Raw genomic sequence first — 16,000 nt, forward strand, 5'->3', positions numbered from 1 at the left:
TGAGACAGTCAGCGCGGCCCGAACTGCCGGTCGAGCATCTCCGCGAGTTTGGCGCGGTTTTCCCGGATCACCCGTTCGTCGGTACCGCCGACAACGGGCGTGATGCCCAGCGCGCGCAGCAGCTGCGCGGCGGGCTCGCCCGGGTGACCCGATTCCCCGAGGACCGGGTGGTAGCCCTGTTCGACCAGGTGGTGGAAAACCAGGTTCACGATCGTCCACGGGTTGTAGGACTCGTTGTCAGTCATTGCCCACACACCTCCGACCTCTCATCACACGCTCGTGTGAAGCCGCGGACTGTCTCAATTTGAGACACCCGCCGTGTGGACCCGGGGCCTAGGCTGGGCCGTGCGGAAGGCACCGCCGGGTGCCCGCGGCCAGGGCTGTCCGTGGGTATAGGAGGTCCATGTGCAGGACGCAGTGGCGGCCGACGAGAGGCGACTCGCCAGCACTCGGGAGAGGTTTCTGACCTCCACCACCGAGGCGTTCGCCGCTGACCAGGTGCGCAAGAGCATCCTGGACTCGTGGTGGCGGTCCCGGCGGCTGCGCGTGCCGGCCGACAAGATCGTGCTGCCCTACGTCCGCGAACCCGACCTCGACTCGCCGCTGATCCGCGCGGCCACGCCGGTGCTGGAGCGGCTGGGCGACCAGCTCGACGGCCAGCCCATCAGCTTGATCCTGACAGATCCGACGGGTGTGGTGCTGACCCAGCGCACCGGCGACGCCGACCTGCACCGCAAGCTGGAGCGGGTGGAGCTGGTCCCCGGCTTCAGCTACGGCGAGCAGTTCGTCGGCACCAACGGCATCGGCACCGCGCTGGAGGAGGGCCGGCCGACGCACGTGTTCGGGCACGAGCACTACGCGGAGAACCTGGAGGTGCTGGCCTGCGCGGGCGCGCCGATCCTGCACCCGGTGACCGGCAAGCTGGTCGGCGCGGTGGACCTGACGTGCTGGAGCCGCGACGCCGGCCGGCTGCTGGTGGCGCTGGCCCAGTCGGCGGCCGAGCAGATCAGCCAGACCCTGCTGACCCACAGCAATCCGCGGGAACTGGCGCTGTTCCAGGCCTACCTGCGCGCCTGCCGGCGGACCAACGGCATCGTGCTGGCCTTCAACGACGGCCTGGTGATGATGAACGACCACGCCCGGCAGCTGCTCGACCCGGCCGACCAGTCGGTGCTGATCGGGCACGCCACCCAGGCGGTGGTGGAGCGGCGGACCTGCACCGCCGACGTGGCCCTGCCGACCGGCAGCAAGGTGCGGTCCCAATGCCGCAAGGTGTTCGGCCAGACCCGCAACGAGGTGGCCGGCGTGGTGCTGTGCGGCAAGCTGATCGACTCCGAGTCGGAGGGGGCTGGTGTGCCCGAGCCGCGGCTGCCGATGTTCCTGCCCGGCGCGGTGGGGTCCGCGCCGCTGTGGCTGCGCTGCGCCCACGACGTCGACTCGGCGTACAACGCGGCCGAATGGCTGGTGCTGGGCGGAGATCCCGGCGTGGGCAAGACGACGCTGGCCCGCTGCGTGCACCAGCGGCGGCACCCGACCGGTCGGGTGCACCTGCTCGACGCCGCCAATGCCGACGCGGACTGGCCCGATCAGCTGCGCCGGGAGTTGGTCGAGGACCCGGTGGACGCGCTGGTGATCCGGCACGTGGACCGGCTCTCCGGGTCGGCCCTGGCCACCACCATGCGGCTGCTGCGGCTGGCCTCCCCCACCACCTGGGTGGCGGCGACGATGGCCGAGAACAACGTCGGCCGCCCGGAACTGGCCGAGCTGCGCGGACTTTTCCCCCGCACGGTGCGGGTTCCGCCGCTGCGCCGGCACGTGGAGGACCTGTCCGAGCTGGTGCCGCTGTTCCTGAACCGGCTCGGCCACGGCGGCCAGCTGACCTGCTCGCCGGCGGCGATGCACCTGCTGATGCGGTTCGACTGGCCCGGCAACGTCGCCGAGCTGCACCACGTGCTCAAGCTCGCGGTGCAGCACCGGCGGACGGGCACGATCCAGCCGGGCGACCTGCCGGCCGAGTTCCGCACCCTGACGCGGCGGCCGCTGTCCCGGCTGGAGTCGATGGAGCGGGACGCCATCGTGCAGGGCCTGGCCGACAGCGGCGGCAACAAGGTGCAGACCGCTCAGCTGCTCGGCATGTCCCGGGCGACGCTGTACCGCAAGATCCACGAGTACGGCATCGTCACGCCCGAGCGCTAGAACGCCTGGGTGTGCCCGGTGCCGTTGGGGAACACCTTGGCCATCTTCTCCACGTTGTCCTCGGGACCGCCGTAGACGTCGACCCGGTCGATCGTGGCCACGGCGCCGAGCTGCGCCAGCAGCTCCCGGCCGGTCTTGCCGTGCTCGGCCGACGCGGCGGCGTCGACGTACTCCTCGATGAAGGTGTAGCCGCCGGAGGCGCCGGCGAACACCCGGTAGGTGAGGGTGCCGGGCTCGTCGGCGGCCTGTGCGACCAGCGCCTTCGCCGCCGTCTCGAACTCGGCCTGCTTGCCGTCGTGCGGCGTGATCTCGACGCGCAGATAGATGCTCATGCCTTCCATAACAGCAGGCTCGCGTCGATCATGCCCACCCGGAGCGCCGAACTGTGGCTCACGACGCGGCGATCAGCAGGGCCAGGCCGTCGAAGATCCGGGCCAGCCCGAACTCCCAGCTGCTGTCGTCCCCGTGGGCTTCGTCCGTGGCGGCGACCAGAGCCGGGAACCGATCCCCGTGGTCGGCGATCTGGCGGCGCAGGCTCTTGTCCCGGTTCCATGGCTGCGTGCCGGCGGTGGCCGTCGACCGGGTGTTGCGGATGTGGCCGCTGAGCAGGAAAACGGCGTCCAACCGCTGGCCGCCGCTCAGGCCCGTGTCGGCCAGGGCGGCGACCGCCGCCTCGGTCCAGCCGATCTCGCGCGGGCCCATCGCCCGCTCCCCGACCGTGGCCGCCGGCAGCCACGGGTGCAGCTGCCAGGTCTCGCGCATCAGGCCAGCCCACTCGGTCAGCTTCGGCCGCCAGCCCTGGGTCGTGGACAGGTCCGGCGGCGCGCCGACGGCGATCTCGATCATCACCGCGACCAGCTCGGCCTTGCTGACGACGTGCCGGTACAGCGCCATCTTCGTGACGCCGAGCCGCCCGGCCACCTGCCGCATCGACACCGCGGCCAAACCGACCTCGTCGGCCAGCGCGATGCCGGCAGCCGCGACCCGGGTCACGGTCAGCGGTGGCCGGATCTCCTGATCCCCAAGGCCCCAAAGCAGTTCGGGCCGTTCCGTCACCTTTGACCCCTTGCTGTCCTCCCCAGGCCTGTCTACCGTACACCGAAGTGTCTGGTAGACACCTGCGTGTCCTGGGGACACCGACACGAAGGGGTCCGCGCATGGTGATCCGCACCCACGTCGGCGTGAGCCTGGACGGCTTCCTCGCCGACGCGGACGGCGTGGCCGCCTGGGAGTCGCTGCCCGGCTACGAGCGCCACTCACACGGCATCGCCGAGGTGCTCGAACACTGCGAGGCCGTGGTGATGGGCCGGGCCACCTTCGACCGTGGACTGTCCAAATGGGCCGGCGACTGGCCCTGGCGGGACAAGGACGTCCACGTGCTCACCTCCCGCCCGCTGCCCGAGGGCATCGGCGCGCGACCGTGCCCCAGCCCCGCCGAGCTGTTACGCCGCCTGCAGTTCACCGGTCTGATGGGCGACGTGCACCTGCTCGGCGGCGCCCGCGCCATCCGAGCCTTCCTCGACCTCGGCGCGATCGACCGGCTCGGCGTGGTGGTGCTGCCGATGCTGCTGGGCAAGGGAATCCCGCTGTTCGCCGACACCGCCCAGGCCCTCCACCTCCAGTGCCAGCGCCCGCACCCCAACGGCGCCGTCGAGCTGATCTACACGCCGGCCTGACGCTTGGAAAGGACCATTCCTCTCGTTCAACGTCAGGAATGGTCCTTTCCCATCACGCCGCCCTTGACAAGCGCTGGTCAGTTGTGGGTGAAGGTGGCCATGGTGCGGGTGAACTGCCACGGGGCCTGGTGGACGCCGGAGCACTTGTCGGAGTGCTCGCCCGGGCAGGTGCCGTTGTCGCGGCCCAGCGCCCAGAAGGACAGCGAGCCGATGTTGTGCAGCCACGACCAGACGGTCACGTCGACGGCGTCGCGCGGGGTGAAGATCTCCAGCGGACCGGTCTCGCCGCCGGAGCCGTAGTCGTCGAGGCCGACCATCTCGATGACGCCGACCTGTTGCCACAGCTTGTAGTCCGGCACACCGGGGTGCAGGGTGCGCAGTTCGGCCAGCAGTGAGTTGGCGGCCGTCTTGGTGTCGGCGGCCATCTCGTGCGGCTTGTTGTCGTAGTAGTCGAAGGTCATGATGTTGACGATGTGGATGTCCGCGCCGTTGGCCACGGCGTTGGCCAGCATGTCCTTCGAGTCCTGGGTGATGCCGGCGACGTCGGTCGGCACGGTGTAGTCGAACTGGATGGTCCGGCCGTTGGCCGCCGCCCACTTCTCGACCTGCGCGATGGCCTTGTTGCGACGGTCCACCCCGGGCAGGTTCTTCGGCATCGGCCCCTCGACGTCGAGGTCGATGCGGGTGATGTCGTAGGTGGTGATCACCTTCTCGAAGTTCGCGGCGATCTTGTCGACGTCGGCGCAGCTGTCGGCGATGTCGGTGCCGTGGCCGGAGGCGTCGCCGCCGCCGTAGGAGGCGATCACGTCCCCGCCCATGGCCCGCAGCCTGGCGATGGAGTCGCCGTACTGGGCCTGGGAGATCGGCCGGTTGGGGTCGCCGTCCCAGGTCGCCTCGCAGGAGCCGGGAGCCGGGGTCTGCAGGAAGGCCATGGTCAGGTAGCGGGCGCCGGACGCCGCCGCCTGCTCGGCCGGGTCGCCCGGGATGTAGGTCTGGAAGTACGGGGCGAACACATGCTCGGGGATGCTCCGCCCGTGCGCGGAACCGCTTTGCCCGGCAGCCGCCGCGCTGCCGGGCACGGCGGTGGCGGCCAGCGCGGCCAGCGCCACCGCCGCGGCCAGTCTCGATATCACCATCCCCACAGCCTCCCGGTACCGGTACCGAAGGTCCAGACCTTTGACCGAACAAACCCGGAACCGGTTCCGACATTGACAGCCGATGGCGGTCCGGTTAACCATGAGAGCGCTCTCACACCCCTGCCAGAGAGCATGGCCGCCTCGCCACCCTGCACCCGACGAGGGGAATTCACGTATGCGCACGACAAGGAAGTTGTGCACGATCTTCGCCGCGGCGGCGACCGCCGCGGCCGCGCTGACCGCCGCCGCGCCGGCCCAGGCCGCGGTGCCCGCCACCATTCCGCTCAAGATCACCAACAACTCGGGCCGCGGCGACGCGGTCTACCTCTACGACCTGGGCACCAATCTGGCCACCGGCCAGCAGGGTTGGGCCGACGCCAACGGCACGTTCCACGCCTGGCCGGCCGGCGGCAACCCGCCGACCGACGCGCCCGACGCGTCCATCGCCGGCCCCGGCAACGGCGGCTCGGTGACCATCAAGATCCCCAAGTTCTCCGGCCGGATCTACTTCTCCTACGGCCAGAAGCTGGTGTTCAAGCTGGCCACCGGCGGCCTGGTGCAGCCGGCCGTGCAGAACCCCAGCGATCCCAACCGGAACATCCTGTTCAACTGGTCGGAGTACACGCTCAACGACTCCGGGATCTGGATCAACAGCACCCAGGTGGACATGTTCTCCGCGCCCTATTCCGTGGGGGTGGGCGCGAAGACCGAGGGCAAGCTCAAGGCCGGCGGCTACAACGCCGTGCTCAACGGGCTCAAGTCGCAGGCCGGTGGCTGGGGCGGGCTGGTCCAGACCGCGCCCAACGGCTCGGTGCTGCGGGCCCTGTCGCCCGGGCACGGCGTGGAGACCGGGGCGCTGACCGAGAGCGCCATGAACGACTACGTCAATCGCGTGTGGAGCAAGTACAGCTCAGCCACGCTGACCGTGACGCCGTTCGCCGACCAGCCCAACACCAAGTACTTCGGCAAGGTCTCCGGCAACACGATGAACTTCACCAATGGCTCCGGCCAGGTCGTGACGTCCTTCCAGAAGCCGGACGCCTCCAGCATCTTCGGCTGCTTCAAGCTGCTGGACGCGCCCAACGACCTGGTGCGCGGGCCGATCTCGCGGACGCTGTGCGCCGGCTACAACCGGGGGACGCTGCTGACCTCGGCCAACCAGCCCGACAACAACGCCGGTGACTTCTACAAGGACGCCGTCACCAACCAGTACGCGCGCCTGATCCACGCGCAGATGGCCGACGGCAAGGCCTACGCGTTCGCCTTCGACGACGTCGGCAACTTCGAGTCGCTGGTCAACGACGGCAACCCGGCCAGCGCCACGATGACCCTGGACCCGTTCAACTAGGCTCACCGGGTGCAGCGCCCCACCAAGGCGGAACTGGCCGCCGCCCACGGCACCGTCATCGACGACCTGATCGCGCCGGATCTCCGCGTGCTGTTCTGCGGCATCAATCCGGGGCTGTGGTCGGCGGCCACCGGCTTCCACTTCGCCCGCCCGGGCAACCGCTTCTGGCCGGCGCTGCACCTGTCCGGCTTCACCCCACGGCTGTTCGCCGCGTCCGAGCAGAAACTGTTGCTGGGGCTCGGTCTGGGCATCACCAACGTGGTCGCCCGCGCCACCGCCCGGGCCGACGAACTCACGCCGCTGGAGTTCGTCGCCGGGGGCAGGCGTTTGCGGGAGTTCGTGACGCAGTGGCGGCCCGAATTCCTGGCCGTGGTGGGAATGGGGGCCTATCGCACGGCTTTCGGGTCACCGAAGGCCGTGGTCGGGCCGCAGCCGGAGACGATCGGCGAGACCCGGCTGTGGGTGCTGCCCAATCCCAGCGGACTCAACGCGCACTACCAGTTGCCGCAACTGGCCGAGGAGTTCGGGAAACTGAGGGAAGCGGCGGGAGTTCCGAAAGCCGGGGACTGACACCGGGTCCGTTCTCACTCCACCGAAACCGTCCCCGCTGCCCCGTCCACCGTGATCTCATCCCCCGTCGCGATCCGGTGCGTGGCGTCGGGAACCCCCACCACCGCCGGAATTCCGTACTCCCGCGCCACCACCGCCCCGTGCGAGTTGGCCCCGCCCATCTCCATCACCAGCCCGCCGGCGGTGAGGAACAACGGCGTCCAGCCCGGATCCGTCGACGGGGCAACAAGAATCTCGCCGGGTTCGAGGTGTGCGCCGACGGGGTCGAGCACCACCCGGGCAACTCCGGTGACGCGGCCGGTGGAGGCAGCGGTTCCGATCATGGCGCCGTCGGCCGGTGGGGCGGCGACGGCCTCCGGGTCGGTGCCGTCGGACAGCAGCATCTGGGGCACCTTGCGGCGGCGCAGCTCCCGGTCGTAGGACTCGTGCCGGGCGGCGACGACCTCGCGGAAGTCCTGGCCGGACAGGGCTTCCCGACATTCCTTCAACGTCAGGAAGAACACGTCGTCGGCGGTGTCGATGCGGTGCGCGGCTGTCAGTTCGGCGCCCACGTGCTGGAGTTGGCGGCGGATCTCGGCCAGGGTCTCGATCAGGATGTACTTGGGCTTCTCGCGCAGGCCGGCCAGGCGACGGACCCGGCGCAGGGCCCAGCGAACGACCGGCCCACGCGCGCCGGCCTTGCGGGACAACGACTGGATCATCGCCTCGGCCTCGTCGCGCCCCCGGGCGAACTGGGCGTCCGGCGCGGCCTCGGGATCGTCCAGACGAAGGTAGTTGGCCAGCACGCCGAGAATGTGGGTCGGATCGTCGGACCAGCGGGGCATGCCCAGGTCGATCTCGGCGACGGCGCGATGGCCGTAGCGGTCCAGGAACCTTTGCAGCGCAGGCGGAATCCGGTCGACGGACAGGTCGGCCGGGCCGATGCCGTCGGCCCGGAGCCGGGTCGCGACCCGCCACAGCTCCAGATCCATCTCGGTGGTGACGTTGTGTGGGAGTCCACGAAGGACGGTCTCCAGCCCCTCGCCGCTGCCCAACAGCCGGCGGGCGAAGGCCAGCGCGAGGAATCCGGCCAGCGGCACCGGAAGCGCCTTCGGCAGCATGGTCGGAATCACCGGCAGCGCCTGGATGACCAGCTCCAGCCGGGCCCGGGAATCCGGCTGCCCGGTCGGGGTCGCCACCGCCACCATCCGTCGACCGATGCCGTCCAGACGCCGTTCCGCGGCATCGGGTCGGAGCAGGGCTTCGGCCAGGCGGAACGGGAATCCCATGTGCAGCGCCAGCCGGAGGATACGCACCGCGGCCCGCACGGTTCCGGACCGCAGGGACATGTCGGGGTCGTCGAACAGGGACCGCATGGCGTGGGCCGACCGCGCCTCCATCACGTCCAGCACACGGGGAATGACCAGCCGGCCGATGCGGTTGCGTAGCACCGGCGTCATGTCGACGTACACCCGTTGGCCGGCGTCGGCGAAGAACGCCGGCCCGGCCAGCGCATCGGTCACCGGCAGCCTGAACATGCGCCGCCCGCCGCTGGCGATGAGCCGGAACGACGCCAGCCCCATCGGCGTGATGGGCCGATACAGGCCCTGCGCAACGGAACCGCAGAGATACGCGCGTCGGCCCCGGCCGTCGTTGGACGGACTGTCGGGCACCGGGAACAGGGTCGTGATCGGCCGGGCCTGCGTCAGCCACAACCGGCCGTCGCCGTCGATCGCCCACTCCGTGTCCTGCGGGCTGCCGTAGTGCTGCTCGACCCGGTCCCCCAACGCCGCCAGCTCGCGGATCTGCGCGTCCGACAGGCACGCCTCGGCCGAGTCGACGGCTACCTCCCGAGTGCCGCCGCCGGCCACCGCGCGGATGGCGATCTTCTTGTCTCCCAACCGTTGCTGGGTGATCCGGCCGGTCGCGGTGTCGACCACGAAGTGATCGGGGTTGACCGAGCCGGACACCACCGTCTCCCCCAGCCCGGCGTTGGCGTCGATCACCGCCTCGCGCCGCCGGCCGGTGACCGGGTTGGCGGTGAACAGCACGCCCGCCACCTCGGCGTCCACCATCAGCTGCACGACAACCGCGAGTTCGACGGTGCTGTGATCGATGCCGTTGCTGTCCCGGTAGGCGATGGCCCGGTCCGTCCACAGCGAAGCCCAACACCGGCGCACGGCGTCCAGCACCGCGTCCGCGCCGACGACGTTGAGGTACGTGTCCTGCTGGCCGGCGAAACTGGCGAACGGCAGGTCCTCGGCCGTCGCCGACGACCGCACCGCGACCGGGGCGTCCGCGCCGAGCGCAAAGTACCCGGCGCGGATCTCGTCGGCGATGTCGGCCGGGATCTCCGTGCCCAGCAACACTTCCCGCACGCGGTCGAGCGGCACGCCGGCGGCCACCCGCCGGTAGGCCTCGGTGGTCACGCAGAAGCCGGGCGGCACCGGCAGGCCCGCCCCGGTCAGCTCCCCCAGGTTGGCCGCCTTGCCGCCGACGACAGCCAGCATGGCCGCGTCGATGTGGGTGAAGTCCAGGGTCAGCACACACCGAGGTTAAGACCGGATGACACGGAACTCAACAGCTGTTGAATAACGGTCTAGGACTCGGTGTGCCGGTGCACCGCGAACATGGCCTGGTCGTCGCCCTCGCCGACGCACTCGGCCAACTGGTCGTCCAGCCCGCTCATGTCCACGCCGATCAGCACCAGGCTGGTGCGCCGCGCCTCACCCCTGCCCCATCGGGCGGTCCGGAAGCGCAGGTAGCCGCCGACCACCTGGAGCTCGTAGCGCTCCAACCGTCCGAAATGGACAAACCCCTTGATCCGGAACACCCCGTCCGGCCGGCCGTTCAGGAAGTCCACCAGCCGCTCCGGATGCATCGGCTCGTCGCTGGTGAACACCACACTCTGGTAGTGCGCGTGCACGTGTTCCGAGTGGTCCTCCAGGTCGTCGAACGACAGCTGCGCCGGCTTGGGCCGCTCCCGCAGGTCGAACAGCAGCCCCGGATCCAGCCGCCCGTGCTCGGTGGTGGCGATCGCCCCGCCCTCGGCCAGCTCCGTCACCACCGCGAACACCTCGGCCAGCGCCGCGGCGTCCACCCGGTCGACCTTGTTCAGCACCACCAGATCGGCGATCTGCAGGTGCTTGTCCAGCTCCGGATGCCGGGCCCGGGTGTCGGCGAACTCGACCGCGTCCACCACCTCGACCAGCCCGCCGTACCCGACCCGCGGGTCGGCGCTGGCCAGCACCTGCTGGACCACCGCCTGCGGCTCGGCGATGCCGCTGGCCTCCACCACGATCACGTCCACCCGCGCGCCGGTCAGCTTGCCCAGCACGTCGTCCAGGCCGCCCTCGTCGGTCACGCAGCACACACAGCCGTTGGACAGCGACACCATCGCGTCGACCTGGCCGGCCACCGCCATCGCGTCGATGTTCACCGCGCCGAAGTCGTTGACCACCACCCCGATCCGGGTGCCGCCGCTGGCCCGCAGCAGGTGGTTGAGCAGGGTTGTCTTGCCCGCGCCGAGAAAACCGGCCAGCACGACCACCGGGACGGCGTCCACCGGGCCCCCTTCCCGTTTGTCCCGATTTCCGTCCATGATAACCGGTGTCGTGGTTACAGTCGGTACATGATTGACTTCGAGAAGGCGGCACTGCTCAAGCTCGCGCCGATCGATCCCCGGGACATCGCCGACACCGTCGGGCCGCTGATCATACCCGGCGAGGAGCTGCGGGCCGCGTTCAAGACGGTGCGGGACTTCGTGGTGTTCACCAACAAGCGGGTGATCGCCGTCAACGTGCAGGGCATGACCGGCAAGAAGAAGGACTTCACCACGCTGCCGTACAACAAGATCCAGGCGTTCTCGGTGGAGACGGCCGGCCACTTCGACCTCGACGCCGAGCTGGACCTGTGGTTCAGCGGCCTGGGCCGGGTCCGCTTCGAGTTCCGCGGCCGCAGCGACGTCCGCGGCATCAGCCAGCTGATCGCCTCGTGCATGCTCTGAGCACCTGACGGACGGTAAGCCACCGCCCGGCGCAGGGGCTGGCCTCAGCCTTCAGCCAGCGCAAGCGGCTGCCAGCGGACCAGTGGCGGGAGGGGACGGACGCCGAGACCGAGGATCCGCGTCTGGCTCTGCGCGGCTACCGGACGTCTGTCGGCCGGCTGCTCGCCCACTGAGTCGGTCAGACCCTGATGCCAACCCTGAAATGACCCTGGACCTCGGCGACCTCCGCGCCACGGGCGGCCACGGCCGGGCAGGATGGAGGCATGAAGACCTTGCTGAACCTGATCTGGCTGGTGCTGTGCGGCTTCTGGATGGCGCTGGGCTACGCCTTCGCCGGCCTGATCTGCTGCGTGCTGATCATCACGATCCCGTTCGGCATCGCCTCGTTCCGGATGGCGAACTACGCGCTGTGGCCGTTCGGCCGGACCCTGGTCGACAAGCCCACCGCCGGCGCGGGCGCGGTGCTGGGCAACCTCGTGTGGCTGGTCGTGGCCGGCTGGTGGCTGGCACTGGGGCATCTGGTCACCGGCTTCCTGCTCTGCGTCACGATCATCGGCATCCCGCTCGGGGTGGCCAACTTCAAGCTGATCCCGGTGTCACTGCTGCCGCTCGGCAAGGAGATCGTCGAGACCTGATTTCGTCACGCCACGAGCCGCGAGGGCGTCCTTGAAGGCGTGCAGCGCGGCGAAGGCGGCCTTCGGCGCGGCCGCCCCGGCCCCTGGCGCGACCAAAACGTCACGGTGTCGGGGCGGCAACGCGAACAGCGCGTCGGCCACGGCGAGCTGGCGCCGACGCTCGGCCGGCACCACGCTGTCGGTGCCTTCACCCACCACGTCCTGCACGGTGCGGAACAGCCACAGCCGGGTCTGCACACCTTTACCCAGGTCACGGGCCTGAGCGGCTCGGACGAGGGTCTGCGTGACCACGTCCTCCGCCCAGGCCCGACGACCGCCGGTCAGCCGCATGGCGTAAGCCAGCAACGCACCCCCGTGCTGCTGGTACAACGCCCGGACGACCTTCTCACCCCTCGCCATGGTTCAAGTCTCGACCAGCTGGCGGCCGTGGACATCGGGGAAACCCACAGCGCTCAGCGGCGTGACGAAACCCGGCCCCGCTCGACCGCCCACGCCGCCACCTGGGCCCGGGTGCGCAGGTCCAGCTTGGTGCGGATGTGCAGCAGATGCGTCTCCACGGTCCGCTCGGAGATCGACAGCCGGACCGCGATCTCCCGGTTGGTCAGCCCCTCCGCGGTCAGCATGGCCACGTCCAGCTCCCGCTGCGACAGCGGCGAGTCGTCGTGGTCCGCCACCGTTTCCCGTAGCGAGTAGGCGATCGCCTGCACCAGGGTCATCCGCTCACCGGCTTCGGTGGCCTCCCGCGCCGCCTGCGCGCTCAGCGCCGCCCGGGCGGTGGCCATCGCGGTGTCGACGTGCCGCTGCCAGTACGGTTCCCGGCCCAGGCGCCATTTCCGCAGGTGCGTCGCCATCGCGGTGCCCAGCAGCAGGGCCCGCTTGGGCTCGCCGGTGTGCGCGGCGACCACCGCCAGCCCCTCCAGCGTGTCCACGGCCGGCAGCCCGGCCTCCGGACAGGCCTCCAGGCTGCGCCGGAAGTAGTCCGCGGCCTGCTCGATCTCGCCGCGCTCCAGGGCGAGCGCGCCGGCCGAGTGCAGGGTTTCCATGCGCTTCACCGGATCCGCGAGCTCGATGTAGGTCGGCAGGCTCTGCTCGATCAGCTCGGCCGCGCGCTCCAGGTCCCCGGCCGACATCAGGGCGTAGCCGAGGTTGTGCAGCGCGACGGCGGCGTCGAGCGGCAGGTCCTGCCGCCGCAACAGCTCGGCACAGCGCTCGGCGCTGCGCACGCTCGCCGCCGGGTCGCCCAACGCCTGGTGCACCACCGTGAGCAGGGTCAGGTTGCGCGCCAGCACCACCGGCCGGCCACGGGGCTCCTCCAGCGCCATCGCCTCGTCGGCCAGTTCCTTGGTGCGCCGGAAATCCCCGGCGTTGTAGGTGAACCAGCCCAGCTCCTGCAACGCCAGGCACCGGTAGCGGTTGTCGGCCGGCGTGATCGTCAGCGCCGCCTCCAGCAGCTTGCGGATCTGCACGGTGTGCCCGTGCCGGCGCCAAGCCCCGCCGAGGGCGGCAGCCAGCACCGCCAGCCGCTCGTCCCGGCGCGCCGTGGTCCACTCCACCGCCCGCAGCAGGTTGTCCCGCTCGTCGTGCACCTTCGGCCGGTTGTCGTCCACCGTGTGCAGCATCTGGCCGACGTAGTGGGTCTCGGCCAGCGAGGTCAGCCACTCGACCAGCCGCTCGGTGGTGTTGTCCACCTCGCCGGCCTCGGCCAGCTTCTCCCGCGCGTACAGGCGGATCGACTCCAACTGCCGGAACCGCTGCACCACCCCGGGCACCGCCACCACCAGCGACTTGGCGTCCAGGTCGGCCAGCAGCCGCAGGGTGCGCTGGGGGCTCAGGCCGCAGACCGCGCTGGCCGAGTCCAGGCTGAAATCCCCCGACAGCACGGAAAGCCGACGCAGCGCCGCCCGTTCCTGGTCGTCGAGCAGCTCGTAGCTCCACTCGATGGTGGCCCGCAGGTCGCGGTGCCGGGTCGCGGCCGTGCGCGGACCGCGCGACAACAGCTCGAACCGGTCGTCCAGGCGGGCCAGGATGTCCTCGACCGCCAACACCCGCACCCACCGCGCGGCCAACTCGATGGCCAGTGGCATGCCGTCCAGCCGCACGCAGATCTCCGCGACGACGGGGCGGTTCGCCTCCGTGAGCTCGAAATCCGGCCGCAGCAGCTTCGCCCGCTCGACAAACAGCTGCACGGCGTCTGATCGCAGCGTAGCGCTCTCGTCCGGCAGCGTGAGGTGACCGACCCTCAGCACCGCTTCCCCAGGCAGGTCAAGGGATTCCCGGCTGGTGACCAGCACCCGCAGCTGCGGGCAGCCACTGAGCAGGGCGTCGGCCAGCGCCGCGCTCGCGTCCACCAGGTGCTCGCAGTTGTCGATCACGAGCAGCGCTCGCTTGTCCTGCAGCGCGCCGATCACCGTGTCCACGGTGTCCTCGTCGCCCTGCTCCCGCACCCCCAGCGCGGACGCGATCGTCTGCGCCAGCAGGTGATCGCTGGTCAGTGGGGCCAGCTCGACGATCCACACGCCGTCCGGATAGGTCGCCACCGCCCGGGCCGCGTACTCGGCGGCCAGCCGGGTCTTGCCGGCGCCACCGGTGCCGACCAGGCTCACCAGGCGGGCGCGGCGCAGCAGCACCCCGATGTCGGCCAGCTCCTGGGCCCGGCCGATGAAGGCGTCCCGGCTGGCCGGCAGGCGCACCGCCATCGGCTGCTGGCCGGCCACGGCCTCCGGCTGCTGTTCGCCACTGCGCTGGCGGTAGGCACGCTGACGGCAGGCACGCGAGCAGAAGCGGGCGGGCCGCCCCGGCCCGTCACCGCGCGGCGGCAGCTCGGCACCACACGTCTCGCAGCGCACCAGCTTCCTCTCCCGCACCCCGTGCCCGACCCTACCCCGAGGGCAGACGGAACAGGGTAGTGGCCGATCCCGACAGGTCACAGGAGCTACCCGTACGACCGCCAGATACCTAGCCGTGCTGGTCGTCCCACGCCGCGAGAATCCCCCGCACCCGGCCCGCCAGCTCGGGCCAGCGCTCGGCCAGCGGCAGCAGGTTGTCGGCCAGCTCCGACCGGGTGTGGAACAGGAACACCTCGCTCACCGACAGCGCGGCCTGCACCCGGCGCAGATCGTCGCCGCGCAGCCACTCCAGGCACACCGTGGTCAGGTCGACGCCGTTGTCGTCGGTCAGCCAGACGAGGTGGTCGAACACCTCCCCCAGGTCCGATCCGGGCAGCCCCGGGGCCAGCCGGCGCACCAGGACGTCCATCGCGGTTCGCATCTCGTCCAGCGAGCTCATCCGCGCGAACCCGGGGCTCAGAGCGACTCGGTGATCGGCCGGGACCAGTCCAGCTGGGCCATGAGCGCCGCGTCCTCGGAGGGCGTGGGCCGGGCGCGCGGGGGCGTCTGGCTGGGTGTCCGGGCGGCGGTGAACGTGGCGCTGGTGGCGATGTTCTGCTCCACGCGCGGGCGGCGCAGGGTCTCGTACGCGTCAAGGGCCTCGGCCGTCACGCCCAGGTCGCGCAGGACCTTGCCCAGCACGACGGCGTCCTCGATGGCCAGCGAGGCACCCTGGCCGGTCGCCGGAGAGGCGGCGTGGGCGGCGTCGCCGACCAGCAGCATCCGGCCGGCCCGCCAGGGCATGCCCTCGGGCAGGTCGCAGGCGTTGGTGACCAGGAGTCGGTCGGCGGTGGCCGCGATGATGTCCGCCGCCGGGGTGGCGTCCGGGCGGACCAGGGGCAGCAGCGCCTCCCGCCACCGGGCGGGCGAGCCGGCGGCGATCTCGGCGGCCGACAGCTCCGGCTCCGGCACCCGGCAGAACCAGTTCACCTCCCCCGACGGCGACACGGCGTAGCCCATGGCCGTGCTGCTGCCGCGGACCATGTCGATCCGGGCCGGCTCGTGGTCGGGCTTGGCGTCGCTGGTGTAGCCGTAGAAGACGCGCTGCCCGGCGTAGCGGGGGCTGGTCGGGGCGATCAGCCCGCGGACCGTGGAGTTCAGGCCGTCCGCGCCGACGATCAGGTCACCGGTGGCCGTGCTGCCGTCGGTGAAGGTCACGGTGCCGTCATCGACCGCGGCCAGCCGCTTGCCGTGCACGATCTCGATGCCGCGCCGCGCCGCCTCGGCGCGCAGGGCCGCGCCCAGCTCGGCGCGGCCGATGCACCGGTAGTGCTTGAGCGGGTCACCCTGCTCGCCGATCGGCGTGACGGCCAGCACATCGCCGGTGGGGGCGGTGACCCGCATGGTGGTCAGCGGGAAGCCGACGCGGGCCACCGCCTCGGCGGCGTCCAGCTGAGCCAGGGCCAACATGCCGTTGCTGGCCAGGGTGAGGAACGCTCCGATGTCGGCGCCGCTGTCCGGGTGGGCCTCGAAAACCGCGACGTCGAACCCGGCCCGGTGCGCGGCCAGCGCCGCCGAGGTGCCCGCGATGCCGCCGCCGATGATCAGAATTCGCGTCACGGGTCCATT

16 protein-coding genes are annotated in these 16,000 nt (G+C 70.9%); 6 read left to right on the top strand and 10 right to left on the bottom strand.

Annotation, left to right across the window (positions count from 1 at the left end):
• Positions 1 to 8: 8 nt before the first annotated feature.
• Positions 9 to 245, bottom strand: coding sequence for a hypothetical protein (locus JJ691_RS21110; protein WP_211770445.1), 237 nt, complete (start codon positions 243 to 245; stop codon positions 9 to 11).
• A gap of 160 nt (positions 246 to 405) precedes the next feature.
• On the opposite strand from JJ691_RS21110, the gene JJ691_RS21115 reads away from it, so the two are divergent.
• The gene (locus tag JJ691_RS21115; protein ID WP_211770446.1) at positions 406 to 2,196 is read left to right on the top strand and encodes a sigma-54-dependent Fis family transcriptional regulator; all 1,791 of its coding nucleotides are present in this window, start codon (positions 406 to 408) and stop codon (positions 2,194 to 2,196) included.
• Here JJ691_RS21115 and JJ691_RS21120 read toward each other — a convergent pair.
• Together JJ691_RS21120 and JJ691_RS21125 are read right to left on the bottom strand one after the other, a co-directional pair.
• The gene (locus JJ691_RS21120; protein WP_211770447.1) at positions 2,193 to 2,528 is read right to left on the bottom strand and encodes a putative quinol monooxygenase; all 336 of its coding nucleotides are present in this window, start codon (positions 2,526 to 2,528) and stop codon (positions 2,193 to 2,195) included. The two genes, JJ691_RS21115 and JJ691_RS21120, sit on opposite strands and share 4 nt — an antisense overlap.
• A 58-nt stretch (positions 2,529 to 2,586) precedes the next feature.
• Positions 2,587 to 3,252, bottom strand: a complete 666-nt coding sequence (locus tag JJ691_RS21125) for a TetR/AcrR family transcriptional regulator (RefSeq protein WP_211770448.1) — start codon at positions 3,250 to 3,252, stop codon at positions 2,587 to 2,589.
• A gap of 101 nt (positions 3,253 to 3,353) precedes the next feature.
• Between JJ691_RS21125 and JJ691_RS21130 the strand changes: the two genes are divergently transcribed.
• Positions 3,354 to 3,872 (top strand): dihydrofolate reductase family protein, encoded by a 519-nt coding sequence (locus JJ691_RS21130; RefSeq protein WP_211770449.1) that lies wholly within the window; start codon positions 3,354 to 3,356, stop codon positions 3,870 to 3,872.
• Between the two features lie 77 nt (positions 3,873 to 3,949).
• Here the strand turns inward: JJ691_RS21130 and JJ691_RS21135 are convergent, their stop codons facing one another.
• Entirely contained in the window at positions 3,950 to 5,008 is a 1,059-nt protein-coding gene (locus tag JJ691_RS21135; RefSeq protein WP_211770450.1) for a glycosyl hydrolase family 18 protein, read from the bottom strand.
• A gap of 175 nt (positions 5,009 to 5,183) precedes the next feature.
• Between JJ691_RS21135 and JJ691_RS21140 the strand changes: the two genes are divergently transcribed.
• Both JJ691_RS21140 and mug read left to right on the top strand, forming a co-directional pair.
• Positions 5,184 to 6,356 carry a glycoside hydrolase family 64 protein gene (locus JJ691_RS21140; protein WP_211770451.1) on the top strand — a complete coding sequence of 391 codons (1,173 nt, stop codon included), beginning with the start codon at positions 5,184 to 5,186 and terminating at the stop codon, positions 6,354 to 6,356.
• Between the two features lie 9 nt (positions 6,357 to 6,365).
• Entirely contained in the window at positions 6,366 to 6,926 is a 561-nt protein-coding gene (gene mug, locus JJ691_RS21145; RefSeq protein WP_211770452.1) for a G/U mismatch-specific DNA glycosylase, read from the top strand.
• A 14-nt stretch (positions 6,927 to 6,940) separates the two neighbouring features.
• Here mug and JJ691_RS21150 read toward each other — a convergent pair whose 3' ends face one another.
• On the bottom strand, positions 6,941 to 9,451 hold the full coding sequence (locus JJ691_RS21150) for a PEP/pyruvate-binding domain-containing protein (protein WP_249228085.1): 2,511 nt from the start codon (positions 9,449 to 9,451) through the stop codon (positions 6,941 to 6,943).
• A 53-nt stretch (positions 9,452 to 9,504) separates the two neighbouring features.
• Positions 9,505 to 10,470 carry a CobW family GTP-binding protein gene (locus JJ691_RS21155; protein WP_249228086.1) on the bottom strand — a complete coding sequence of 322 codons (966 nt, stop codon included), beginning with the start codon at positions 10,468 to 10,470 and terminating at the stop codon, positions 9,505 to 9,507.
• 66 nt (positions 10,471 to 10,536) lie between these two features.
• Here JJ691_RS21155 and JJ691_RS21160 point away from each other — a divergent pair, with 66 nt between their 5' ends.
• Complete coding sequence (locus tag JJ691_RS21160; RefSeq protein ID WP_211770454.1) at positions 10,537 to 10,911, top strand: PH domain-containing protein; 375 nt, start codon at positions 10,537 to 10,539, stop codon at positions 10,909 to 10,911.
• Between the two features lie 263 nt (positions 10,912 to 11,174).
• Positions 11,175 to 11,546: a YccF domain-containing protein gene (locus tag JJ691_RS21165; protein ID WP_211770455.1), complete on the top strand. Its 372-nt coding sequence runs from the start codon at positions 11,175 to 11,177 to the stop codon at positions 11,544 to 11,546.
• Here the strand turns inward: JJ691_RS21165 and JJ691_RS21170 are convergent.
• The 4 genes from JJ691_RS21170 to JJ691_RS21185 form a co-directional block, all read right to left on the bottom strand.
• Complete coding sequence (locus JJ691_RS21170; protein WP_211770456.1) at positions 11,508 to 11,945, bottom strand: sigma factor; 438 nt, start codon at positions 11,943 to 11,945, stop codon at positions 11,508 to 11,510. The genes JJ691_RS21165 and JJ691_RS21170 overlap by 39 nt on opposite strands.
• A 53-nt stretch (positions 11,946 to 11,998) precedes the next feature.
• Positions 11,999 to 14,410 (bottom strand): ATP-binding protein, encoded by a 2,412-nt coding sequence (locus tag JJ691_RS21175; RefSeq protein ID WP_211770457.1) that lies wholly within the window; start codon positions 14,408 to 14,410, stop codon positions 11,999 to 12,001.
• Positions 14,411 to 14,501: 91 nt separating this feature from the next.
• The gene (locus JJ691_RS21180; protein WP_211770458.1) at positions 14,502 to 14,831 is read right to left on the bottom strand and encodes a hypothetical protein; all 330 of its coding nucleotides are present in this window, start codon (positions 14,829 to 14,831) and stop codon (positions 14,502 to 14,504) included.
• Between the two features lie 17 nt (positions 14,832 to 14,848).
• Complete coding sequence (locus tag JJ691_RS21185) at positions 14,849 to 15,991, bottom strand: FAD-dependent oxidoreductase (protein ID WP_211770459.1); 1,143 nt, start codon at positions 15,989 to 15,991, stop codon at positions 14,849 to 14,851.
• Between the last annotated feature and the right edge of the window lie 9 nt (positions 15,992 to 16,000).

This window comes from Kutzneria sp. CA-103260 (assembly GCF_018263855.1).
In the GTDB taxonomy this organism is placed as follows: domain Bacteria; phylum Actinomycetota; class Actinomycetes; order Mycobacteriales; family Pseudonocardiaceae; genus Kutzneria.